The sequence below is a fragment of the Shewanella sp. 0m-6 genome (assembly GCF_052977325.1).
In genome coordinates this window covers 77,378-96,318 of sequence record NZ_JBRIMD010000010.1, presented here as the reverse complement: position 1 = coordinate 96,318, position 18,941 = coordinate 77,378, and the positions used below count along the sequence as shown (strand labels likewise).

Below are 18,941 nucleotides of genomic sequence, written 5' to 3'. Positions count from 1 at the left end.
TCTACTTATAACGACAATGGTTATTTTTTAATGCGTGTTTTTAACGCTTTAAGCAGCTACCGACCTGCTGCGGATCAAGCTCGGTAGTGGTGATGTATTGACTGCCCATACAGGCGATGTAATGACTAAAGAACTCTTTTAATTGGTCGTTCATTGGCAGTGCCGATTGTTGTTTAACCGCAGTTAATGCGTCCTTCAAGCATTGAGATTTAAAAGGCTGCAGTTTAATTGCGCAGCTTTTGGCATCTTTAAAACCTAAACAACGCTGGTATTTATCCTGATTGCAAAGGTAATACTCACCTTGAGTGATTAACTTCTCTAGCGTTAAGGCTTGCTCAACAGCCTTATTCTTCCCGCCTTTTAGCACGTTTTTTTCATCCATATTCACCAACATGAAAGACTTTTTGGAGACCACTGAATCGCGATAAAGAATTTCAAGTGTCCATCGCCCAGTTACTAACTCATGGGCGTCGCCGAAATACCACATCGCCAGATTACGGTCGTGCTTGAACATGGTGTCCGTCCAGCTTGAGGTGGTGAAGCCTTTACCACTTTTAGGGTCGACAATCTCTGGGTGAGTCATGCGAACTGTAATGGGAAATTGGTTTTGCTTGGCAAGGTGAGAATCGACTTTACCTGAGGCATCTTTAGGTAAATTAACCGCGTAACGATAACCGATATATTGGCCAAGTGTCGGCATCACTAATTGACTGGAATTGACATCATATTGAGCCCCATCCTGGGTAATGGTGCCGGCTTCGATGATACTGACTCGGGGCGATAATAGGTTTGAGATATCCTGTTGGTTTAAGACGTTATTGGCGATTGAAACCGGTGTGCCTTCTATCGATAGCATTTTAGGATGGTATTGCGGATCAAGTATCAAACTTTGTAGCGGGTTATTAAATGCAACGAGCTTATTCAGTTTGTTAAAGGTTGAAATGTCTAACTCTGTGATGCGGTTATTGTTGAGCTCTAGTTCAATTAAAGGTGCGGCAGGGCTCAATGTCATATCATCAATCTGGTTGTAATCGGCTTTGACTTTTATTAAGCGTGGATTTTGGCTTAAATCCAATTGCTTGAGCTGGTTATTTCTGACCGCAACAACTCTGAGATCAGGGTTGTGTTCGAGATCCAGCGCGGTAAGTTGATTGCTCGGTAGGTAAAGGTGGTTAAGCTTAGGATTATGGGACAGATCTATTTTACTCAAGGTGCCAACCGATAGATTTAATGTCTGTAATTCAGGATTATGAGACAGGTCAATCTCGGTCAGCTGATGGCGGCTTAAGCCTAAATCTCTTAGTTTTGGTAGCGTAGAAGTATCAATTTGAGTCAGTGGTAATTTATAGGCATAAAGGCTTATAAGCTGTGGGTTTTCACTCACATCGACAGTGGTAATGTTATTGCCTGAAATATTGAGTGCAATGAGTAATGGGTTGTTAGACAGATCAATATCAGTAAGCTGGTTATTACCTACGATAAGCCTATCAAGTTGCTCTAGATGACTGACATCAATGTGGCTGATTTGATTATCCAGCAACACTAATGCTGTCAGAGCAGGCATCAAGCTAATTTCGTCTACGTTGGTTATTTGCTGACTATTACAGCTAAGTTGGGTGATTTTGGCCAGTTCCGTGATGCCGTTTTGTTGAACGCATTGTGCAAATTGTGGGTCGGTAAATTGAACCTCGCTGACTTGCTTTGGAGCTTGTATTAGGGCGCAGCCGCTTAAGGCTAACAGGCTTGATGCCAGTAAGCCTGCGGTTAACTTCAATGATGTCATTTGTTGCTTATCCTTATTCCAAATACTGGGTCAGTTTATTGTCTGTACCTCTAATTCGAGTTTTTTACGCTATATTCAATCGATTTACTGACAATTTTGGTGCTGAATATATTGATAATGGCTTTATGTTTCAATGACTTTTGGGAAGTGGTGACATTAGAAGGTTAATACTTTGATCTTGAGCAAGCTAGGCAATTAAATAAAAATTTACCGAACCTCCCCATAGCCCGATGTAATGACTAATTAGGGCTTCAGTTTATAGGCTTAAATACTATCGAGCTTTGCAGCTAGTCAAGCTAATCAAGTTAGTATATTCATAGCAATTAGCACGAGAGGATGTGACGTTAGAACTGAAGTTTTTTGAACACATGTAGCTGATTTTACTTTTGGAGTCGCGGCCATATTCACTAAAATAGAATATAGGGGCAACTGTCACTTTGGATACGTTATACACTTCTGCTGGGCGTTATTTTGACACTGTTTGGTTAATAGTGTTTGGTATCGGATTTTTATTAGTTTTTAATGCTGTGAAGGCTGGTTGCTTCCCCTCGAAATAACTAGTAGTTAAGTCTATGTGTGGGAGATTTTTACAACTTTAGGCTAGTTTGGCTTAATACTTTGAGCGGATTCAAGGACGCTTTTCTCTAAGCATAATCTGTGGCGACATTCTGGTTACCCCTGTTGCGAGCTAGTGACTATCTTTTGCTGTCAGCCGAGTACTCAGAATTGTTTTTTGGAGTTTTTATTATTGCAATTGCTCCTTGTCGTGGTAAGCGGGCTCGGTCTGTTACCTCAAAATTGTTAATTTAGGGAAAGGTATAGGGATATGAAATACACTAAAATTGCACTGCTGGTCTCATCAGCTATTTTTGCATCGACAAGCGCTTATGCGACGGGAAGCAACAACAATAACGCAGATGTCACTCAAAATGGTGACAGTAACCAAGCATATGTTCTTCAAGCCAACGAAAGTGTGAATAACACTACGACAGTCGATCAAAATGGTAGTGCGAACCAAGCATCTGTTTCGCAAACTGAAACTGCAAATGCAACGGCTGATATCGACCAAGTAGGTCAAGGTAACCGTGCTAATATTGAGCAAAATGACGAGATCAGCACCTCAACGGCAACAATCGACACTACGGGTAATGCGAACGTATCAAGCATTAGACAGCAACGTGGTACGCAGGAAGAAGCGACTGCAATCATCACTCAAAATGGTGATACTAACAACGCGACTATTTTCCAAGACAGTGCCGATGGTTCACTATCAAGCATTACTCAAAACGGTTCTGGTGATACGGCATTTATCAATAACATGGCAACAGATCATGCAAGTGCGACGATTACTCAAAATGTGGGTGGCGGTAATAACGCAACGATTCAACAAGGTGATGCTGATTATGCAACTGCAGAGTTAAACCAAACGGGTAGTGCGAACATTGGTACTATTGATCAGTTCACCAATGCTGATGATTTTGATGATAGCTCAGATTCAACAACCGCGACATTGAATCAAAATGGTGCAGGCAATAATGGTTATATTAGCCAGACAGCGATGCAAACCACGGCAAATGTTAGTCAGTTAGGCGATGCAAACATTGCCAGTGTTACTCAAACTGGTGAAGAGGCTGTAGCTAACCTTGATCAAATTGGTAATAACAACCAAGGCTTTATTAACCAACAAGCTAAAGACAGTGTAACCGCAACACAAACAGGCAATGGTAACGGCCTTTTTGCTAATCAAGCGGGTTCAGAGCATTTAGGTAATACGTTAAGCGCTAGCCAAACTGGTAACCTTAACAACATCTATGTCAATCAAACTGCGGATGCGGGGACTTCACAGTCCGCATCGATTGATCAAATTGGTAATGAAAACCAGGCAACAGTGAATCAGTCAGGTGCAGGCCAAAGCGCTAGCATCACTCAAGCAAGTGATTTAAGTGTTGTTTCGTTAAACCAGCAAGATTTTGGCAACAGCGCGACAGTTAATCAAACTGGTACTGTGCAATCTGCAATTATTACTCAGTTTGATGAATCGAACGTTGCAAACGTGACTCAAGGTGGTATGAATAACCAGCTTTCACTAACTCAGAGTGGCAGCACTGCGGGTAACGGTAATGCAGCAACAGTTAGCCAATTGGGTGACGGTGATTCAGCCATCATTACTCAACTTGGCGAAAGCAACACTGCTGTAGTAGAACAAGCAGACGACAGCTACGGTAACAGTATTAGCATTAATCAAAATGGTCAAGGTAACTTTGCTGCAGCAGGCACACGTTTTGGTTCAGGTAGCCAAATAACGATTGACCAGCAAGGTACTGATAACGTCATCATGGGCGGTGGTAATACACCAAGTGGTTATGGTGACACCGTTGGAGCGGGTACTTGGGGACGTGATAATTTACTTATGGTTTCTCAAGACGGCACGGGTAACCGCGTTTATGCTGATGCAGCACATGATCAGTCTACTGTAGATATCTCTCAGCAAGGTGACTTCAACGAGGCATCGGTTGAATCTTGGTGGGGAGAGCAAAACGATATCACTGTTGCACAAACGGGTGAGTCTCATGTTACTGATGTGCATGTTTATGGTGGCGTAGGTAATCATGTTTCTGTTACTCAGTACGATGCAAGTAACGCTGCTACAGTGACTTCTGTAGGAAGTCATAATAGTGCGACAATCATTCAGGGCAGCATGCCTCAGTAATGAATAACAATGACTAAAAAAGGGAGCTTCGGCTCCCTTTTTGTTGTCAGCTAATGACTCAGAACTTGCTGACTCACATTAGCTGATTAAGCCATAGTTGATTAAGCCTTAGTTGGTTTAGCTTTGACTTGTTAAGTGTTGGCTAATCAAGAGTTGGTATTGAGGCGATGAAACAGTGAGTCTTTTAACTCTGCTCTATCATGCTTCAGTTGATTCATGGCGTCGTCATCAATAGGCGCGCCTCTTAATTCAAGTTCGCGGATCTCTTTATCTAGCGCATTGTAGTGCTTGGTATCTTTAGCAAAAGCTTCATCGGTTTGGCAAAGCTTAACAATGATATCTTGGTACTCAGGAAACTCATGCATTATTGAGTGGTTTTCGCCTAACATATCAACCCCTAAATCGTTAATGGACAGTATTGTTACAAAGCTAAGTAAAGCTAATCGTAGGATTAATTTCAAGGTTACTTGTTGAGGTTTAATACTTCTTTCACAATTAAGCTTACGTAACAACTGCTCATCTTACCTAAAATCTGGGCGATATTTGCAGCCTATTTTACGTTACAACTTACTTATTGAGCTGGCTTGGTTCTCTCGATTACACTTATTCGATTGTACGGATTGTGTCGTTAACCAAGCAGCTATTCTCGATAGAACAAGTAACATTTACAGGCCATGACCTTGACAACCTTAGCTTTAATTTTGGCGTCAACTGACTTTAAAGCCTTGGCATTGATGATTGTCATAAAGGCAGTGGATTTTAAAGCTCCTTTATTTTGATCTCCAACTAGTCGGGATCAGCTTAAGGGTTTATCTTTTAATGATAAGCACCAGAGTTGACTCACCCCATATTGAAGTAACCCAAAGGGGGACGGTGCCTTTATAAGGAAGATTGCTATGCAGATGACTCTCTCTTTTCTTGGCGCTGCGCAAGAGGTGACAGGCTCTTGTCACCTACTCAATATTGATGGTCAGCAAGTGTTGCTCGATTGCGGCCTGATCCAGGGCAGTAAGGCTGATGTGTTACGAAATCATGACCCTTTTGCTTTCACGCCGTCACAGATCCAAGCGGTGGTATTAAGCCACGCCCACATCGATCACTCTGGGCGGCTGCCCTTACTGGTAAAGTCAGGCTTTACTGGGCCTATATATAGCCATAAGGCGACGGTAGAGCTTTGTGCGGTAATGCTCAGAGACGCCGCCATGCTCCAAGCCAGAGATATAGAGAGACTCAACAAGAAGCGTGCAAGGAATGATTTACCTTTATTAGAGCCGTTATTCGATGATGGCGACGTTGACCGTGTTATGCAGCAGTTTGTGGCGCTCGATTATGGCGAGAAAGCGCAAGTGATCCCACAGCTTAAGGTGTGTTTGTCTGATGCGGGACATATTTTAGGCTCCGCTGTGGTGGAACTTTGGCTAGGTGAGGGCGAAGCGACTAAAAAACTCGTCTTTAGCGGCGATCTTGGCCGTGAAGGCATGCCGATATTAGATGACCCAAGTTTAATCGATACGGCGGATTTGGTATTGATGGAAAGCACTTACGGTAACAGGTTACACCGTAGTTGGGACGATACGCTAGAAGAGCTTAAATCAATATTTGCACGTACCATAGAGCAGAGCCGTGGCAATATTTTACTGCCTGCATTTTCAGTTGGCCGAGCCCAGGAGTTACTCTATCTGTTTCACCTCTACGCTAAAGAGTGGGATCTGTCTCACTGGCGTATTTGTCTCGATAGCCCTATGGCAATAAAAGCGACCAAGATCTATGTCGAGAATTATAACTTAATGGATGAGGATTTTAAGCGCTTCACCCGCTTATCGCCCGGTAAGCACCCGTTACTATCGAATGTGGATTTTATCGATTCCACTGAAGAGTCAATGGAGCTCAACCATATTCACCAAGGACTGATTATTATCGCGGGCAGTGGTATGTGTAACGGTGGTCGTATTCGTTGTCATTTAGAGCATAACCTAGCTAATAGTCAGTCTGATGTGATTATTTGTGGCTATCAAGCGCAGGGGACGCCAGGACGACTGTTAGTCGATGGTGCGACAAGTTTAACCATCAGCGGCCAAAGTATTAATGTTGCAGCGAGGCTACATACGATTGGTGGGTTATCGGCTCATGCTGATCAGGCTGAACTGCTGCGCTGGTATCGACATTTTAACGACTCGCCGCCTCTTGTGCTGGTGCATGGCGAGAGTGAATCGCAGCAAGCGTTGTTGGCTGCACTTAATGAAGATGCGCACAATGCGCCAACTCACAGTGCGATAGCTGAGCAGGGAAACTGTTTAGATCTCACGCAACTGCCTAAGTTTGTTTGGTTAACGCAATAACAATAGCTTTAACAATCGATAGCTAAGAGCAGCCTTAGGGCCGCTCTTTATGTTGTTACTTTTTATTACGCTTCACAGGGTGTTTCTCTGGGGTTAAAAGTGAAGCTTAATGCCTAGTTTGGCGATCTTCGATTGCTCAACCGCTAAATCTCGACTCAATAGCAGTTTTTCTTCATCAGGCATGTCAGGGATGATTAATATAACATGGTTATCTTTAACAGCCATTTTCAACTGTACCGGTTGAGTGCTAATCCGTCCTAAGTTAACCACGATAGCTATTCGAAAGATAACGAGTAACCTGGTTATGAGTAATTTATCTTCTGGCTCCAGTAGCTCAACTCTATTTTGATTGATGCGTTTTCTATGGTTTAACACAAGTAGTGCGAGCAGGGTCTGTTGATGCTGACTAAAACCCGGAAGATCGCTATTTTCAATAATATAGCCACCATGTTTATGATGGGATCGTGAGTTAATATGGATGCCTATCTCGTGTAGTTCGGCTCCGCTTTCTAGCAACCAAAGGTAAGGCGAAATCTGCCAGTCCTCGCTGACTTGCTCAAATAGATGATTGATAGAGTGACTGACATTACTCGCCTGGACAGGATCGGCATGATAGAGCTGTGCCAAGCTGGTAACGGTGCGCTGCTTAATGCTTTTTTGTTGGCCTATTTGTGCCAGCTCGTACAAGATCCCCTCACGTAAAGCCCCTTGGGCAACTTGCATGGTATCTATGGCGAGGCGTTTGAAAAAACTGATCAATATACACAGACCAGCAGGCAGTAGCGCAATGCGTTTGGGGTCAAGATTGGGCAGGTTTATATTATCGATATGACGTGCATCTAACAGATATTGTTTGAGCGTAATTAAGCGTTCTAATGTAATGTCAGTCGGTGTTTCTTGTTGGTGATTTATCGCTTCATATATCGCTTTGACACTGCCTGAGCTTCCGAGCACTAATTGCCAGTTTCCCTTAAAATAGGCATTGGGTAGTAAAGAAAACTGCTTATCGGCTGAAGTCTGTGCGGCCTTGAAGCTGGCTTTGTCGAGTACGCCAGAAGAAAAAAAGCGCTTGTTATAACTCACGCAGCCACATTTGAGGCTGGCTAATGCTGTGGCTTTTGTTTGCTTGCCTATCACAACCTCGGTCGAACCACCGCCAATATCGATAACCAAATTGCGTGTTTGCAGGCTTTGGCTATTGCTGATCCCACTGTAGATCAATCTCGCCTCTTCATGGCCCGATACAATCTCTATCGAGTAGGGGATGATCTTATAGGCGGCCTTAATAAACTGGCGGGCATTCTTAGCGACTCTAAGGGCATGGGTTGCCACCAGACGCACTCTGGGTTGTTCTAATCCTGAAAAGCGCTGATGAAATTCAGTTAAACAAGTGAGGCCGCGCTCAATGGCTTGCTGATCTAGCTGGCCGTTGTCTGCAATACCTTCAGCGAGCTGAACCTGGCGCTTTTCTTTATGTAAGATCTGAATCGTGCCGTCTTGCTCTCTTGCAATCACTAAGTGAAAGCTATTAGAGCCCATATCGATAGCAACAAAATGGACTGAGTTGTCTTGTGGGGCCACGTTCTATTAAGCCTTCTTTTGTATGGTGTCAGTTTGCCAATAAACAAATGGCGCAGGAGAGTTCGCTAGTATTTGTGCTTGAGTTGCTTCGTAGCGTTGTAAATATTGATGAATAGCCATTTGGCTACGTACCTTTTTTCTATTACCGCGGGAGCGGTATTGATTACTTTGCTCTTGATCGACTATACGAGATTTAGTGTTATCACTTAGCTGGATATGGATGATATCGATAATCATCTTTTTGAGCGCCTGGCTGTAAATTGGCGTACAAACTTCAACTCGCTCGTCAAGGTTGCGAGTCATCCAGTCAGATGAGCCTAAAAAGAGTTTCTGTTCACCATTGGCATGAAATAGCATCACGCGAGAATGCTCTAAATAGCGATCAACAATACTGTACACCTCGATATTACTACTGACTCCAGCAAGTTGCGGGATGAGTATGCACATGCCGCGAATAATCAGCTTAATGATCACACCTGCTTGAGAGGCCTGATACAGCTTTTCGACCATGACTTTATCGACTAAATTGTTTAGCTTCAGCGTGATAGCCGCGGGCTTGCTCAGCTTAGCGTTATCAATTTCATCATCGATAAGGTTGAGCCATTGCTGCCTTGAATTAAAGGGCGATACGATTAAGTGATCAAAGTAATCTCGCTGATAGGGACGCTTAAGTAGATCAAAGACATGCTTAACCTCTCGGGCAATGGCTTGGTTAGCAGTAAACAGTGAGAAATCAGTATAAAAACGCGCAGTACCTTCATTAAAGTTGCCTGAACCAATATGAGCGTATAGCCGAGTTTTGTCGTTTTCTTTACGGCTGATCAGGCAAAGTTTTGAGTGTACTTTTAGGCTCGGGATCCCGTGATGCACCTTAACGCCAGCCTCTGCTAAGCGTTTGGTCCAATCGATATTGGATTGTTCATCAAAGCGGGCTCTGAGTTCGATAACCGCAGTCACTTGCTTGCCGTTTTGTACAGCATCGATAAGAGACTGCATGATGTGGCTGTTTTTGGCGACGCGATAAAGGTTAATCTTAATTGAATGTACAGCCGGATCGAATGCGGCTTGACGCACCAACTCAGTAAAGTGAGAGAATTTATGATACGGGTAGTTCAGTGCAATATCGCTGTGATTTATGGCGTCAAAACAGTTGTTGAAAGCATTGAATTGGCTACTTTCGATGGCGCTAAGGGTCTCATAGCTATGCTTGCGTCGACTCGATACCGGAAAGTCGATAAAGTCTTTAAAGCTGTGGTAACGCCCGCCAGGCACTAAGCATTCGGTTGAGCTGATGCTTAAGCTTCGTTTTAACATCTTTAGCATAGAGCTTGGCATGTTTCGGTCAAAAACCAGTCTTACGGGTTGTGCCTGTAAACGCTTGCGAATGGCATTACTCATTTGTTCTAACTGAGTTTTTTCAAGTTCCTCAGTAATATCAAAGTCTGCATCTCGGGTCATTTTCATTGAATAGACCTGGATGCTGTCGTAGTCAAAGAAAGGCTGGAACAGCTGGTCGATACAGTGGCGAATGATATTGTCTAGTAAGATAAAATGTCTATTCTTACTTGATTTTTCATGGGGAAGCTCAATAAAGCGAGGTAAGTTGGTATTGGGGATTTTTACAAATGCATAGCGACTCACCTCTCCCTTTTGCAAGCTTGTGCAAAGGTAAGTCGAGTCATCATCAATATGGTTAATAAGTTTATTCTGCTTGGTGATGATAAGTGGGGCGATGTGACGAATAAGCTGATCTTTAAAGTATTTATTTAGCCAGGCACTATGAAAGTCACTGAGCTGTTTCTCATTAATCAAGAAGATGTTTTCTCGTGCAAGGGCTTTCATCAAGGCATGATAAGTGTCATCGAAATGCTCCTGAAGCTTAAGCACTTTATCTTGGATCTTATTCATCAGCTTCTGGTTTTTATCTGATGCGTTGGGGTAAGTGAGTAATATTTCACGCCTCACCGCTGCCACTCTGACTTTGAAAAATTCGTCCATATTACTGGAGTAGATCCCTAAGAATCTGACCCTTTCGATTAGCGGAACAGCCTTATCACACGCTTCTTGTAATACCCGTTCGTTGAAAGATAACCAAGAGAGTTCTTTGTCGATAAATAAATCTGGATTGATTGAAGACACTGCCTATCCTATTTTGATTCAGCTTAAATACATCGTTGAGCTAATCGCGCTAGCGCATCCTGCTAGATAGATTCTTACTCCATATAACGCCAGTTTATTGAGCTTGTATGACACTTTTATTTAAATACGCCATAGATGAGCAAAACTATTGTTAGTGCAGCATGGTGCAACTTATTGGTCATATTCGCGGGTTAAGGTTGAAAATCCAGATGTAAAGCCGATGTGATGAGTGATACTCTTGCGAAACATTTCTTTCATGTTTTGAGTACCATACTTGTTGTATAAGCGATTATTCTTCCCTCTGGCTTTAGCGTGTTATCACAGCTTATTTGTCCCGGTACATGCCTCTGAAATACGGGGGGCAGAGGCTAATACTGCCAAGAGCGATACTCAGGCTGATACTACAAAGAGGGATACTCAGGCCGAAACGAATGATCAGAGCCAGGATGAAGATCCGTCGTCTCTTAGTGCTGAAGACGATCCTTGCTATAGCCAGTCGCAGATGGAAGGCACAATCGATAGGGCTTTTGATTACCTCAATACTAAGTTTTGTCAGCCTGCTATTTGGTTTGATAGCTTTTTTGTGGATGAGCGCGTCGAAGAGGATGCTAGAGCAGGCACTATAGTGCGCTGGTATAACGACTTTTCTTATTATGAAAAAGAAGGGTTTAAGTATCGGGCTAACCTTAACGCTAGATTGCATTTACCCGGTGTCACTAAACGTGTAAAGCTTATTTTGGACTCAACAGGCGAAGATGACCCTTTTGCGTTTATTAAATCTCCAAATGACAAAAATGAAAGAGACATTGGACTGAGGTACGACTGGTACGCCAAAGATCGTGTCAGTTTTAATATTAAGGCTAACTTTAAACCTAAAGTAGAAGCGCGTTGGCGCTACACTTATCCCATTTCTGACAGTACAGTGACTCGGTTAACTCAGAAGCTTTATCAGGAGAAAAAGGTGACGGGGGAGTCGACTGAATTTGATGTTGAGCATGCTTTTAACGAAACATTTGTGGGGCGCTGGAGTGCGGTAGCACAGTACGAGAGTCGTGGTAATGGTTGGGAGTTTGGTTCAAGTGCCAAGCTGTATCAATACATCAATAATAAACAAGCGCTAAGTTACCAAGCCAGCATTTATGGCGTTAATGAGCCTTATCATTATGTGAAAAATGCCAGTGTCAGCCTCACTTATCGGCAGAATGTTGCCAGGGATTGGCTATTCTATTCGATCACTCCTGAATATAATTGGAGTAAAGAGGATGAGTTTTCAGAGCGTATCAATCAATTCATCCTTACATTTTCTCTCGAAGTGCTATTCCAGAATGTGTAGCATTACTGCTACTGGGATTAACTTTGCCATTATTGTTATTGGCTAACAGTATTAATCGACACCAATAACCGCGTTGATGCTAGGCTCGGTTTTTATCTCAGCCTGTAGGACAGGGGTTGTTAGCTGCTCTGCCAAGATAATAAGACTATCGGTATAGGAAAACCCATAGCCATAGCCACCTTCAGTGCTGACGCCATTACCGAGTAGGTGAGGGTCGCTGAAGTGATCTTTAAAGACATAATCTCCAGACGTCACAGGGGTTATCTGCTGCACTTTAAAGCCATCATTATTCAAGGCTTCGATAGCTTGTTGCAGATCATCATTGAGGCGTTCGTTATCAATCTTACAGGTTGAATATTCAAAGTCAGATGTTTTCGGCTTCGCGGCCCACATCTCCTCACGCTTATCGGTTTCAATCTTGGCAAAATAGCTCTTCACTAATACTATTTTCTGTTTCATTGATGCGCCTTAGTCTGTTATTTTCGTGCAATATTTAGAGGCGTTGATAACGCGAGTCTTGTCTGTTTAACGCTACAGATTACTCTATTAGCACTAACCGGTAAATATGATTAACTCTTTATTATTCAAGGCGGTTATAGAGGGGGAATGACGGTGGGTTAGCGAAAATACTTTCACAATGTTATTGCAACGGCTATTCATTTTTGTTGATAAAGGTAGGCTTATCTTGCTAGGTAACGCTAGCTAAATCTGTGATTTGTTGAAAAAAAGTCCTGTAATTGTTATGGTTGTGTCGCGATTAATCCAGTCAAATCATGTTTTCAGCGAACTAAATAGCACGTTGAATGTTGTCATCTACCTTGGTGTCTTAAGGTATAAACCAGTGGTTATATAGCGAATAGGAAAGTACCTTATTATGTCTAATATAGTGGAACTGAATTCTCTCTCGGAGTTGAAGTTTCATATAAAAACCTTCGACGAAAAGCTTAACGAGCAGTTTTTAACGCTGCCTGTGCAAACTCTACTTAAGAGGCGCGCTAAGCATATAGACGAAATGTTGGTTGCATTATGGAAGATGTACAACCTGCATAATACCTCTATGTCACTTAATGCGGTGGGAGGATATGGTCGAAGGGCACTGCATCCAAGGTCTGATATCGATTTAGCCATTATTGTCGAGCAAGAACTGACCCCACATCAGCAAGAACAATTATCACTTTTTCTCACCCGCCTCTGGGATTTTGGTTTAGATATAGGCCAAACCGTTAGAACACTCTCTGAATCGACAGAATCAGCCCGCTCAGATATTACCATTGCCACCAACCTGCTCGATATCCGCTGTTTAGTTGGCGCCAAAAAACATGCGCAAACCATTAAAGAGCAGCTTTATCAAAATCAGCTATGGACCAGCCTGTCTTTCTACGATGCTAAAATGGCTGAGCAGCAATTAAGGCACAATAAAGCGCTAAACACCGCACTTTATTTAGAGCCCAATCTTAAGAATAACCCTGGTGGATTGCGCGATGTGCATACGATCATGTGGATTGCGCAAAAGCATTTCTCATTGGCTAATGCCAACGCCCTTAAAACCATAGGCTTTTTACAGCAAGATGAAGTGTATGAGCTGCTCGAAGCGTATGACTTCATCTGCCGTGTTAGATGGGCGCTTCACTGCGTGACACAATCGGCGCAGGATGTTTTGTTATTTGAGCATCAAGCAGGTGTGGCCGAGTTTATGCAGTTTGGCCAAGGCGATAATAGCCAGTTGGCGATCGAACGTATGATGCGTCAACTCTTTAGAGCCATGACGCGTGTGCGAGAGTTAAATCAAATTATCTGTGACTCATTTAAGCTTGATACGCTAAACGAAACCGAGCGCGGCAATCTGCAATCAATTGATAAATACTTCAGTGTTTGTAACGGACTGATTGAGGTTAAGTTTACTCAGGCGTTTATTGATAAACGCCAAGTGATGCGGATGTTCAAGCTTATTGCTGAGAACGATAATATTGATGGCATTGCGCCGCAAACCCTTAGATTACTTAGGCAAACTCGCCGTGGTTTATTGGGTGAGTTACAAGATTATCAAGGGTGTCGTGAAGAGTTTTTAGCGATTTTGGCGCACCCTAAGGGACTGCGTAAATGTTTAGGTTTAATGCACCGTTACGGCGTACTCGCTGCGTATTGCTCACAGTGGCATGCTATTGAAGGTCAGATGCAGTTTGACATGCATAACGCTTTTACTGTGGATGAGCACACCTTTAAAGCGATCCAATATATCGATAGCTTTGCCCTCAATAAGAAAAACAGCCTTACCTATAGTATTTATCAAAATATTGGTAATCGATTCGCACTGGTATTTGCCACACTCTGTCATCACCTATCTGGGAAGCAGGCGATTGAAAACAGCGAATTAAGTGCAATTCAAGCGAAAGAGTTAGCCGAGGAACATTTGCTTAAAGCCTCGACCACAGCGCTGATTTATTGGCTAGTGGCGAATCAAGATGTACTCATTAGTGCCATTCAAACCCAAGATATTAGCGATCCTGATGTTATAAAACACTTGGCTAAATCCATTGGCTCGGAGGGTAAGCTAAACGCACTGTTTTTGTTTACCATTGCCGATATGATGGCGACCAACGAAAGCTACTGGAATGACTGGCAAGAAAGCCAGTTAACTCAACTGTATATGGCGGTTCGTGAGACGTTAAAGCAGGGGATTGAAAATATATTCGAAGTGCGAACAGTTATCCGTGAAAACCAGGCGGATGCCAAGGCTGAGTTGCTAAAACAGGGGGTTGAGGAAGATCGCCTTAATCGCTTCTGGCACAGTTTACCGAATAACTTCTTTAGTGGTAATTCGTTAGTGGATATCATTGAGATAAGCCAAGGTATTTTGGCGGGGGAAGCGGGCACGACTCGAGTGTTGGTGGGTAAAAATGGTGAAAACGGCTTTACCAGTATTTTTGTTTATACCGAGGATAGGCCTAAGCTGTTTGTTGACCTGTTTAAGACGTTAGCAAGTTCGAAGCTTAAGGTGAAAGATGCACAGATGATGCAGACTAAAAATGGTCAAGTATTGGAGATAATTAAGGTGCTAGATCATAAAGATGAGCCTATTGATGATGAGCCAAGGTTAGAGCAAATAGTTAAGCGGATCTATCGCGCTATTGACCAAAAAGACAGACCTAGAAAACTCATGACGCCAAGAGCATTGAAGAATTTCGATAGTCCTCCGGTCGTAACAGTGCTGCACACCACAAAGAAAAATAGAGCCCTACTAAAGGTAAATACCTTAGATGACCCTATTTATTTAGAGCAGATCTGTAATCTATTATCTGAACGTAACCTGAGTATCCACTCGGCGAAAATTAGTACCTTAGGGGAATGTACCGAAAATGTATTTTTGGTCTCTAACGCAGAAAACAGTTCCTTTGGTCATGATGAACAGTTAAAACTCGTGGATATTATTGAAGAAGAGATAGCCTAACCTCAGTTAAAATGCCTGATTAATTTGTGGTTAAGGCTAGGGTTAGAGTTAAGAGTTAGATGTTAGACATTAATTAAGCATTAAGCATTAAGCATTAAGCATTAAGCATTAAGCATTAAGAGTTAGGCGTTAGGAGAACGATTTGAAATTGGTTTTGTTTGATTTTGATGGCACCTTGACTCAACAAGATATGTTTACCAAATTTATCCTTTACTCTGCCACGCCTGTGCGATTAGTGCTTGGCATGGTATTTATGTCACCGCTTTATCTGCTATACAAGTTAGGTATTATCCCTGCGAGAAGGCTTCGGCCGTTTGTGAGTTTTTTTGCGTTTGCTGGCCGCAATAAACAGCAAGTTGAGGCAATAGGGCAAGTTTATGCAGATAAGATCATCCCCAGCCATATTCGACTCGATGCAATGCAAACCCTCAAGCAACATCAAGCAGATGGTGCGACCATTGTCCTCGTCTCAGCCTCACTAGATCTCTACCTTAAACCTTGGTGTCAGATGATGAATATTGAGCTTATCTGCAGCGAAATGGCCTACCATGATCAGCGCTATACTGGCTACTACAGTGCTGATGATTGCAGTTGCCATGTCAAAGCTGACAAGGTCAGTAAACAGTTTGATTTAAGCCAGTACAATATCATTTATGCTTATGGTGACACTAAAGAGGATTTAGCCATGTTGGCGCTGGCTGATAAAGCCTATATGCGGGGAGTGGAGCAGTAAAGGGGCTACTCTTGTTAGTTGTCAACGTTGTAAATATTAAAGCCCTAGTTTCTCACTAGGGCTTTTAAAAATAATGTATTAACCATTAATGGAACTTTAAAGTCTTGGCTAGTGCTCTGTGGACTGTTAAGGCGCCATAAATCCGGAATATTCAACCCCGGTTAATCGAGCCATTTCAATATGCCATGTGGCTAAATCGTCCTTATTAAACTGACTCAAGTCGTCATGGCCACAAGCGCGGGCCATGACCTGCATAAGTTGCACCGAAGCGTTAAAAAAATTCTGTAATTGCTTGGCAGATTTATCAATGTTAAGCCTTTTGCGAAGCTCAGGGTTTTGAGTCGCGATGCCAGAAGGGCAGTTGTTGGTATTACATATTCGCGCGGCAACACAGCCAATTGATTGTATTGCACTATTTGATATTGCTACACCATCGGCGCCTAAGGCGAGCGCTTTGACAAAGTCGATGGGAGTACGTATACCGCCAGTGGCAATTAACGTGACTCGACCACTCTCACCTTGTTGCTCAAGGTAACGTCTTGCTCTAGCAATCGCAGGAATAGTCGGCACACTGATATGGTTGCGAAAAATGTCAGGTGCCGCTCCGGTGCTGCCTCCTCGGCCGTCAAGTATGATGTAATCGGCACTGGCATCTAAAGCAAATTGAATATCGCGTTCGATATGGTTAGCGCTGAGCTTGAAGCCAATGGGAATACCGCCCGATACTTCTCGGACACGGTCGGCAAACCGCTTAAAGTCAGCGCTACTTTTAAGATCGGTAAAGGTAGGGGGCGAGATAGCATCAGTGCCTTCAGGTAAACCACGCACTTCAGATATTTTTCCAACATTTTTACTCGCGGGTAAGTGGCCACCAGTACCTGTTTTTGCGCCTTGGCCGCCTTTAAAGTGAAAGCTTTGCACTTGGCTCAGCAAGGCTTCTTTATAGCCAAATTTTGCGCTGGCAAGTTCATAGAAATAACGCGAGTTTTCGGCTTTCTCCTCCGCTAACATCCCTCCCTCACCAGAGCAGATCCCAGTGCCTGCGAGTTCAGCGCCACGGGCGAGTGCTATTTTGGCCTCCTCAGATAGGGCCCCAAAACTCATATCAGAAACAAACAGTGGGATGGCTAATTTAAGTGGTTTACGTGCCTGTGGGCCAATGATGAGCTCGGTTGATACTTCTATGTCTTCCATTAAAGGTTTTGTGGCCATTTGTGCCACCATCAATTGTAAATCGTCCCAGTGTGGTAGCTCGTTGCGCGGTACGCCCATCGCGGTCATTGGGCCATGGCGGCCAACTTTAGATAAGCCTTCTCGTGCCAGTAGGTGGATATATTCAAGGGTCGGCTCTGCTGGCGTATTGGTAGCCTGGGGAGGCGCGTCGCTGATAAGAGTGACTTCAGGGCCTTGTTTACCTACATCGGCTTGAACAAATTGTTCATGTGAGCCGTCGCAAAGAGGCGGATTAGCACTGTATTTACACTGACACAGATAGGCTTCTTCGTTGTTATCAGCAGTGAATGCCAGAGGTGTAAACTCGGTACCAGCATGGGAACCGTCACAAAAAGGCTGGCTTTTAGAGCGACCGCAGCGACAAAAGTAGTACTCTTTTCCCTGTACTAGGGTGACTTTAGCTGGTTTGTTATCGGCAATGATAGGTTTCATTTCCCCCCCTTAAGGTGTGCACCACTAAAAATTGGACGTCGAAAGTTGCTTAAAGCATAGCCATAAATCTATTCACTTGATGTTTTTAACATGCTGATGGATTTGAATTAAGGCTTAGCTTGCGGATTAGGATGACTGCCAGCGCTCTTGATTAAGCACACTTGTTCAAGGGGGGAGTTCAAGCTTTAAATAGAAAGCTTTCTATTTAAAGCCTTGGGCCAGCAGTTAACTCGGCTTGAACATTTGATAAATCACGACTAAGTTTTTTAGCTGAGTCTTTTACTTATTCAGAGTCCACTCTTTACCACTTGCAGGATTAGCGAAAAGCTAAAGAGCCTTATAGAGTCGCTCTATATGAAGGTACCAAAATGAGCCAGTTAAAAAAGTTACTAGTCATCATCAGTGTTTTCTTTTGTGCCATGTTAAGTGCTCAAGAGCACTATGATGCTCCCTCTAAAGGCGCTAAAGATATGCCCGGGGCAAAGGGCACCTTTGCTTTTAAACCTACAGATTGGATAGCCGGTGAAACAACCTGGTGGAAAGATACCGACGGTGTGGCCCCTGATGTGGCTGGATGTCACGTGGCTACCGATATAGAAGGTAACTTAAACGGAAGAACCTTTGGAGAAGCCTGCCTTGAAAATGGCTTGCTGGTGGAGTCAAACCCAGGTAAAGATGTGCTGCACCGTCATACCGATGATACCGGTCACCCTGATGTATTTGATTGTAATGCCTGGTGTGTTGGGACGGGCAATACTAGTGGCATGTGCACCGTGGCTCAGGCTGATCCATGTGGAGCGTCTGCCGTGTGTCAGTGCCAATAAATTGCTATTGACTCGAACGTTCGCGTATCTCTGGTTGATGATGTTTTTTGAGTGATGTCTTTTGGTGACCTTTGATGACTTTGCGCTGTTAAGGCAAGGTCATTAATTGTGTCTCAGCGCTAGTATCCATCGTCATAGTATCCATGGCGGTAGCGCTCCCGGTAACGGCCTCTGCATTCATCTACTTTCTGGACCCTGTCAGTCGTGCTTAGCGCTGCTCTATATAGCTACATATACGTATAACCCAAAAGCCCTGAAAGCCTATGCTACAGGGCATCGGGGCTTGTCGACTTGTTGTGTGATTAGTGAATAAATTTATTTTATTTTGTGTGAATATTTTTATATTCCAATTGCAAGTTTTGGTGTAAATTACCGCTACCTTATCT

12 protein-coding genes are annotated in these 18,941 nt (G+C 43.3%); 6 read left to right on the top strand and 6 right to left on the bottom strand.

What is annotated here, in order from left to right; genetic code table 11:
* Positions 1-40: 40 nt before the first annotated feature.
* On the bottom strand, positions 41-1,783 hold the full coding sequence (locus ACVBJC_RS09975) for a leucine-rich repeat domain-containing protein (RefSeq protein ID WP_447160705.1): 1,743 nt from the start codon (positions 1,781-1,783) through the stop codon (positions 41-43).
* 826 nt (positions 1,784-2,609) lie between these two features.
* Here ACVBJC_RS09975 and ACVBJC_RS09970 point away from each other — a divergent pair.
* Positions 2,610-4,493 carry a beta strand repeat-containing protein gene (locus ACVBJC_RS09970; protein WP_447160706.1) on the top strand — a complete coding sequence of 628 codons (1,884 nt, stop codon included), beginning with the start codon at positions 2,610-2,612 and terminating at the stop codon, positions 4,491-4,493.
* Between the two features lie 146 nt (positions 4,494-4,639).
* Here the strand turns inward: ACVBJC_RS09970 and ACVBJC_RS09965 are convergent, their stop codons facing one another.
* Positions 4,640-4,882, bottom strand: a complete 243-nt coding sequence (locus tag ACVBJC_RS09965) for a YdcH family protein (protein WP_447160707.1) — start codon at positions 4,880-4,882, stop codon at positions 4,640-4,642.
* A gap of 507 nt (positions 4,883-5,389) precedes the next feature.
* Between ACVBJC_RS09965 and ACVBJC_RS09960 the strand changes: the two genes are divergently transcribed.
* Positions 5,390-6,832 (top strand): MBL fold metallo-hydrolase RNA specificity domain-containing protein, encoded by a 1,443-nt coding sequence (locus tag ACVBJC_RS09960; RefSeq protein ID WP_447160708.1) that lies wholly within the window; start codon positions 5,390-5,392, stop codon positions 6,830-6,832.
* Positions 6,833-6,925: 93 nt separating this feature from the next.
* Here ACVBJC_RS09960 and ACVBJC_RS09955 read toward each other — a convergent pair whose 3' ends face one another.
* Both ACVBJC_RS09955 and ppk1 read right to left on the bottom strand, forming a co-directional pair.
* Positions 6,926-8,413 (bottom strand): Ppx/GppA phosphatase family protein, encoded by a 1,488-nt coding sequence (locus ACVBJC_RS09955; protein ID WP_447170438.1) that lies wholly within the window; start codon positions 8,411-8,413, stop codon positions 6,926-6,928.
* A gap of 6 nt (positions 8,414-8,419) precedes the next feature.
* Positions 8,420-10,552, bottom strand: a complete 2,133-nt coding sequence (gene ppk1, locus ACVBJC_RS09950; protein WP_447160709.1) for a polyphosphate kinase 1 — start codon at positions 10,550-10,552, stop codon at positions 8,420-8,422.
* 277 nt (positions 10,553-10,829) lie between these two features.
* On the opposite strand from ppk1, the gene ACVBJC_RS09945 reads away from it, so the two are divergent.
* The gene (locus ACVBJC_RS09945; RefSeq protein ID WP_447160710.1) at positions 10,830-11,885 is read left to right on the top strand and encodes a hypothetical protein; all 1,056 of its coding nucleotides are present in this window, start codon (positions 10,830-10,832) and stop codon (positions 11,883-11,885) included.
* A 51-nt stretch (positions 11,886-11,936) separates the two neighbouring features.
* Here the strand turns inward: ACVBJC_RS09945 and ACVBJC_RS09940 are convergent, their stop codons facing one another.
* A complete protein-coding gene (locus tag ACVBJC_RS09940; protein ID WP_447160711.1) occupies positions 11,937-12,344 on the bottom strand; it encodes a hypothetical protein in 408 nt (135 codons plus the stop codon).
* 415 nt (positions 12,345-12,759) lie between these two features.
* On the opposite strand from ACVBJC_RS09940, the gene glnD reads away from it, so the two are divergent.
* Complete coding sequence (gene glnD, locus ACVBJC_RS09935; protein ID WP_447160712.1) at positions 12,760-15,333, top strand: [protein-PII] uridylyltransferase; 2,574 nt, start codon at positions 12,760-12,762, stop codon at positions 15,331-15,333.
* Positions 15,334-15,475: 142 nt separating this feature from the next.
* Entirely contained in the window at positions 15,476-16,066 is a 591-nt protein-coding gene (locus ACVBJC_RS09930; protein WP_447160713.1) for an HAD-IB family hydrolase, read from the top strand.
* 126 nt (positions 16,067-16,192) lie between these two features.
* On the opposite strand, the gene ACVBJC_RS09925 is transcribed toward ACVBJC_RS09930, so the two are convergent.
* The gene (locus ACVBJC_RS09925) at positions 16,193-17,731 is read right to left on the bottom strand and encodes a glutamate synthase-related protein (protein WP_447160714.1); all 1,539 of its coding nucleotides are present in this window, start codon (positions 17,729-17,731) and stop codon (positions 16,193-16,195) included.
* Between the two features lie 368 nt (positions 17,732-18,099).
* Between ACVBJC_RS09925 and ACVBJC_RS09920 the strand changes: the two genes are divergently transcribed.
* Positions 18,100-18,555 carry a hypothetical protein gene (locus ACVBJC_RS09920; RefSeq protein WP_447160715.1) on the top strand — a complete coding sequence of 152 codons (456 nt, stop codon included), beginning with the start codon at positions 18,100-18,102 and terminating at the stop codon, positions 18,553-18,555.
* Positions 18,556-18,941 lie beyond the last annotated feature (386 nt).

Bases quoted from the DNA above. Each gene is read 5' to 3' on its own strand.
- ACVBJC_RS09920 (WP_447160715.1), top strand. From the start codon at position 18,100: ATGAGCCAGTTAAAAAAGTTACTAGTCATCATCAGTGTTTTCTTTTGT.
- ACVBJC_RS09925 (WP_447160714.1), bottom strand. From the start codon at position 17,731: ATGAAACCTATCATTGCCGATAACAAACCAGCTAAAGTCACCCTAGTA.
- ACVBJC_RS09975 (WP_447160705.1), bottom strand. From the start codon at position 1,783: ATGACATCATTGAAGTTAACCGCAGGCTTACTGGCATCAAGCCTGTTA.
- ACVBJC_RS09965 (WP_447160707.1), bottom strand. From the start codon at position 4,882: ATGTTAGGCGAAAACCACTCAATAATGCATGAGTTTCCTGAGTACCAA.
- ACVBJC_RS09970 (WP_447160706.1), top strand. From the start codon at position 2,610: ATGAAATACACTAAAATTGCACTGCTGGTCTCATCAGCTATTTTTGCA.
- ACVBJC_RS09940 (WP_447160711.1), bottom strand. From the start codon at position 12,344: ATGAAACAGAAAATAGTATTAGTGAAGAGCTATTTTGCCAAGATTGAA.
- glnD (WP_447160712.1), top strand. From the start codon at position 12,760: ATGTCTAATATAGTGGAACTGAATTCTCTCTCGGAGTTGAAGTTTCAT.
- ACVBJC_RS09960 (WP_447160708.1), top strand. From the start codon at position 5,390: ATGCAGATGACTCTCTCTTTTCTTGGCGCTGCGCAAGAGGTGACAGGC.